The sequence below is a fragment of the Marilutibacter maris genome (assembly GCF_006546735.2).
Lineage (GTDB): Bacteria > Pseudomonadota > Gammaproteobacteria > Xanthomonadales > Xanthomonadaceae > Marilutibacter > Marilutibacter maris.
Map to the genome: position 1 here is coordinate 1 of NZ_VICD02000318.1, position 1,796 is coordinate 1,796.

Below are 1,796 nucleotides of genomic sequence, written 5' to 3' on the forward strand. Positions count from 1 at the left end.
GGCGCCGTTGCCGGCCGGCACCAGCAGGCGGCGTCCGGCTTCGGCGGCCGCCAGCGCCGCCGGCAGCACGCCGTCGACCGCGCGCAGCTCGCCGGTCAGGCCGAGTTCGCCGAGGAACTCGTAGTCGTTCAGTGGTTCCAGCGGGATCTGGCCGCTGGCGGCGAGGATGCCCAGCGCGATCGGCAGATCGAAGCGGCCGCCGTCCTTGGGCAGGTCGGCCGGGGCCAGGTTGACGGTGATCCGGCGCGCCGGGAACTCGAACTGCGCGCACTGGATCGCGGCGCGCACCCGGTCCTTGGATTCGCGGACCGCGGCCTCGGGCAGGCCGACGATCGACATCGCGGGCAGGCCGCCGGCTAGGTGCACTTCCACCCGTACCGCCGGTGCCCGGACCCCGGACCGCGCACGTCCGTGCACGAGGGCCAGGTTCATGGAGCAGGCTCCTGGGTTGTGGCGTTGGCTAGTGGCGCGAGCCGCCGTCGTCCGGACCGCCGGCGAGCTGGGCTTCGAGCTCGGCGACGGTCTGCTGCAGGGCCTCGAGCTTCTCGCGGGTGCGCTGCAGCACCGCGCGCTGCACCTCGAATTCCTCGCGGGTCACCAGGTCCAGCCGTTGCAGGCCGCTCTGGAGCACGGTCTTGAAGTTCTGCTGCATTTCCTCGCGGCTCTCGCGCAGTCCCGGCGGAACCAGGTTGCTGAGGCGGCGGGCGAGTTCGTCAATCTGGGTCAGGTCGATCATCGTTTCCGTTTCCTGTCCGGCATGCGCCTGTACGGCATGGGCTCAGCTTGGCGTGCCGGACGTGACTGCGCAGTCATCCTGTGTCGCGACGACGCCTAGGAAATTTCCTAGGCGGGGCGCCGGCAGGCACGGGAGAGCCGTCCGCGGAGGCGCACTTTACCCCATCGCGGCGGTGCCGGCGTCGGCATTCGCGGCCTCCGGCGCTGGGCGCCCCGCGGGCGAGACGCTATCCTGAATGCCGCTCCGGCCGTCGCCGCCGGGCAACCGGCCGGTCGAGGGAGACGCAGCAATGAAGATGGTCATGGCGGTGGTCAAGCCGTTCAAGCTCGACGACGTCCGCGAGGCGTTGTCCGAGGTCGGCGTGGCCGGCATCACCGCCACCGAGGTCAAGGGCTTCGGCCGCCAGAAGGGCCATACCGAGCTGTACCGCGGCGCCGAGTACGTGGTCGACTTCCTGCCCAAGATCAAGCTCGAGATCGCGGTCACCGACGATCTGGTCGACGCGGTGGTCGAGGCGATCATCAAGGCGGCCGGGACCGGCAAGGTCGGCGACGGCAAGATCTTCGTCTACGACCTCGACCGCGCCGTGCGCATCCGCACCGGCGAGCTGGACGCCGACGCGCTCTAGTCCTGGGCCCGCCTGCGGTCACGCCGGTACAGGCGCTTCCAGCCGTCGCGGATCGAGCGGACCCAGCCGGGCTCGGCCAGGGTCGCGCGCTGGCGCCGTCCCGGACCGATTCCGGTCAGCCGCGCCTGCATCTTCAGCACATTGGCCAGGTCGCCGCGTCGCAACTGGCGCACCAGCGGCGAGCGGCGCAGCCAGCGCGGCGCGCGCAGCGAGGAGGCGAAGTCGATCAGCACCGGGGTGCCGCCGCTGGCGATCAATACATTGGCCGGATGCAGGTCGTTGTGGGTGATGCCGGCGGCGTGCAGACGGGCGACCGCGCCGCGCAACTGCGCGAACACCGGTGCCGGGCTGTCGGCGGCCGCCTGCGACAGCGGGATGCCGGGCACGTACTCGATCGCCAGGGCGAGCGGGGCGATCCGGCCCAGCAGCGCC

At 71.6% G+C, this 1,796-nt stretch carries 4 protein-coding genes; 1 reads left to right on the forward strand and 3 read right to left on the reverse strand.

Annotated features, from left to right (window positions below; all coding sequences use genetic code 11):
• Positions 1-432, reverse strand: a 432-nt coding sequence (locus tag FKV24_RS17740) for a magnesium chelatase domain-containing protein (protein ID WP_283016220.1), incomplete at its 3' end; no start/stop codon positions are given.
• A 28-nt stretch (positions 433-460) separates the two neighbouring features.
• Positions 461-736, reverse strand: coding sequence for a ubiquinone biosynthesis accessory factor UbiK (gene ubiK, locus FKV24_RS17745; RefSeq protein WP_111267766.1), 276 nt, complete (start codon positions 734-736; stop codon positions 461-463).
• A gap of 289 nt (positions 737-1,025) precedes the next feature.
• On the opposite strand from ubiK, the gene FKV24_RS17750 reads away from it, so the two are divergent.
• Positions 1,026-1,364, forward strand: coding sequence for a P-II family nitrogen regulator (locus FKV24_RS17750; protein ID WP_111267765.1), 339 nt, complete (start codon positions 1,026-1,028; stop codon positions 1,362-1,364).
• On the opposite strand, the gene FKV24_RS17755 is transcribed toward FKV24_RS17750, so the two are convergent.
• On the reverse strand, positions 1,361-1,796 hold a 436-nt coding region (locus FKV24_RS17755), incomplete at its 5' end, for a phosphotransferase (RefSeq protein WP_141483339.1). The two genes, FKV24_RS17750 and FKV24_RS17755, sit on opposite strands and share 4 nt — an antisense overlap.

What these genes read in the sequence shown, in the direction of transcription:
- ubiK (WP_111267766.1), bottom strand. Translation starts at nt 736, where the DNA reads ATGATCGACCTGACCCAGATTGACGAACTCGCCCGCCGCCTCAGCAAC.
- FKV24_RS17750 (WP_111267765.1), top strand. Translation starts at nt 1,026, where the DNA reads ATGAAGATGGTCATGGCGGTGGTCAAGCCGTTCAAGCTCGACGACGTC.